Origin of the sequence: Nocardia farcinica (assembly GCF_029867845.1) — a bacterium.
Classification (GTDB): domain Bacteria; phylum Actinomycetota; class Actinomycetes; order Mycobacteriales; family Mycobacteriaceae; genus Nocardia; species Nocardia farcinica_A.
Genome location: NZ_JARWRU010000450.1, coordinates 1 through 2,242, shown reverse-complemented (window position 1 = coordinate 2,242; position 2,242 = coordinate 1). Strand labels below are relative to the sequence as shown.

Sequence of the window (2,242 nt, the reverse complement as noted above, 5' to 3'; positions counted from 1 at the left end):
GGCGGGCGGTGCTGACCACGATGTGCAGCGTGGTGACCGCCGTGGCGCTGAGCCGAGTGCTGGCCGGCCTGATCACCGATCCCGCGCGCCGCGAGTTCGCCGACTGGACCGTCGAACTCGCGGTGCTCGCGGCCGCGCTGGCCGGGCGCGCGGTGGCGAGCTGGTGGCAGGCCAGGCTCGCGCACCGGGCGGGCGCGGGGGTGGTCGCCGAACTGGAGACCGCCGTGCTGGACGCGGGCGCCCGGCTCGGCCCGCGCGAACTGGAGAATCGGCGCACCGAGATCGCGGTCGTGGTCGGCACCGGGCTGTCCGGTCTGCGCGACTACCTGGCCGGCTACCTGCCCGCCCTGCTGCTGACCGCGCTGGTGCCGCCGGTGCTGCTGGTGGTGATCTTCCTGCACGACCCGGTGTCCGCGGGCATCGCGGTGGTCACCCTGCCGCTGATCCCGATCTTCATGATCCTCATCGGCTTGCTCACCCAGGGCCGTGCCGCCGCCACCCTGGCAGCCACCACCCGGCTGTCCGGTCAGTTGCTCGACCTGTTCGCCGGCATGCCCACCCTGCGCGCCCTCGGCCGCGAACGCGCCGGTGACGAGGTGTCCGCGGGCAGGGTGTCCGCGGGCAGGCGAGCGGCCCACCTCGCCCGCCCGGCCGACCCGGGCGCCGCTGCCGAGGCGCCGGAGGCCCCCTCGATGGCCCCGCGCGTGCGGGCCCTCGGCGACAGCCTGCGCATCCGCACCATGCGCGCGCTGCGCATGGCCTTCCTCTCCTCGATGGTCCTGGAACTGCTGGCGACCCTCAGCGTCGCCCTGATCGCCGTCTCCATCGGCCTGCGCCTGGTGTACGGCGAGATGGATCTCTACGACGGGCTCGTCTCGCTGGTGCTCGCCCCCGAGGTGTACCTGCCGCTGCGCACGCTGGGGGAGCGGTTCCACGCCGCGCAGGACGGAATGGCGGCGGCGGACAAGGCTTTCGCGGTCCTCGAGCCCGCACGGGTGGAGCAGGCAGGGGGGGAGCAGGCAGGGGCGGAGCCCGCGGCGGCGCCTGCCCGGGAGTCGGCCGCGCACATCGCGATCCGCGGGCTCGGCGTGCGCGCACGCGACGGCTGGGCGCCCTGGGCGCTGGACGCCGACCTGCGCCCCGGCGTGCTGACGGTGCTGTCCGGGCCCAACGGCAGCGGGAAATCGACTGCCCTGTCGGCGATCCTCGGCCTGATCGAACCCGAGCGCGGGCAGGTGCTGGTGGACGGGACCGACGTGCGCGCTCTCGACCAACGGGCCTGGTGGGATCGGCTGGCCTGGCTGCCGCAGCGGCCGGTGCTGGTGCCCGGCACCCTGCGGGAGAATCTGGAACTGCTCGGCGCGGGTGATTTCGCCGATCTCGACCGGGCCTGCGCCGCGACCGGATTCGACGCCGTGCTGGCCGAGTTGCCGCGCGGCTGGGACACCGTGGTCGGCGCCGGCGGTCACGGGCTGAGCCTCGGCCAGCGGCAGCGGCTCGCGCTGACCCGCGTCCTGGCCACCCGCCGTCCGGTGCTGCTGCTCGACGAACCCACCGCCCACCTGGACGAGGCGAGCGAGGCAGGCGTGCTGGCCGCGCTGCGCGCGCGGGCCGCCGCCGGCGCCACGGTGGTGGTGGTCGGACACCGGCCCACCGTGCTGGCCGCCGCCGACGCCATCGTGGCGGTGCGCTCCCGAGACGAGGTGAACGCGTCGTGACCCTGCCCGGTCTCGAACTGCCGCCCACCGGCGGGGCCGCCCTCGTGGCCGACCTGCGCCGCATGTGGCGGATGCTGGAGCTGCCGCGCGCCAGGGTGGCGGTGGCGATCGGCTGGGGCGTGGTCTCCTTCGGCAGCGCGCTGGCGCTGGCGGGGCTGGCCGCCTGGCTGATCGCCCGGTCCTGGCAGATGCCGCCGGTGCTGGATCTGAGCGTGGCCGTGACCGCGGTGCGGGCGCTGGGCATCTCGCGCGGCCTGTGCCGGTACCTGGAGCGGCTGGCCACCCACGATCTGGCGCTGCGATCCATGACGACGGCGCGCACCGGCGTCTATCGCGCGCTGGCGGGCTCGGACGTCAGGCAGCGGCGCGAACGCCGCCACGCCCCGGAACAGGGCAGCGGCCGTCCGATGCGCCGCGGCGACCTGCTGGTGCGCATCGGCGGCGACATCGACGATCTCGGCGCGATCGTGGTGCGCGCGCTGGTGCCCGTCGCGGTCGCCGTGGTGCTGGCCTTCGCCGCGATC

General features: G+C 75.6%; 1 protein-coding gene and 1 pseudogene. Both read left to right on the top strand.

Annotated features, from left to right (window positions below; all coding sequences use genetic code 11):
- Positions 1 to 8 precede the first annotated feature (8 nt).
- Complete coding sequence (locus QH283_RS09685) at positions 9 to 1,718, top strand: ABC transporter ATP-binding protein/permease (protein ID WP_432420690.1); 1,710 nt, start codon at positions 9 to 11, stop codon at positions 1,716 to 1,718.
- 62 nt (positions 1,719 to 1,780) lie between these two features.
- Positions 1,781 to 2,242: pseudogene (locus QH283_RS09680) on the top strand (ABC transporter ATP-binding protein); the annotation flags it as partial.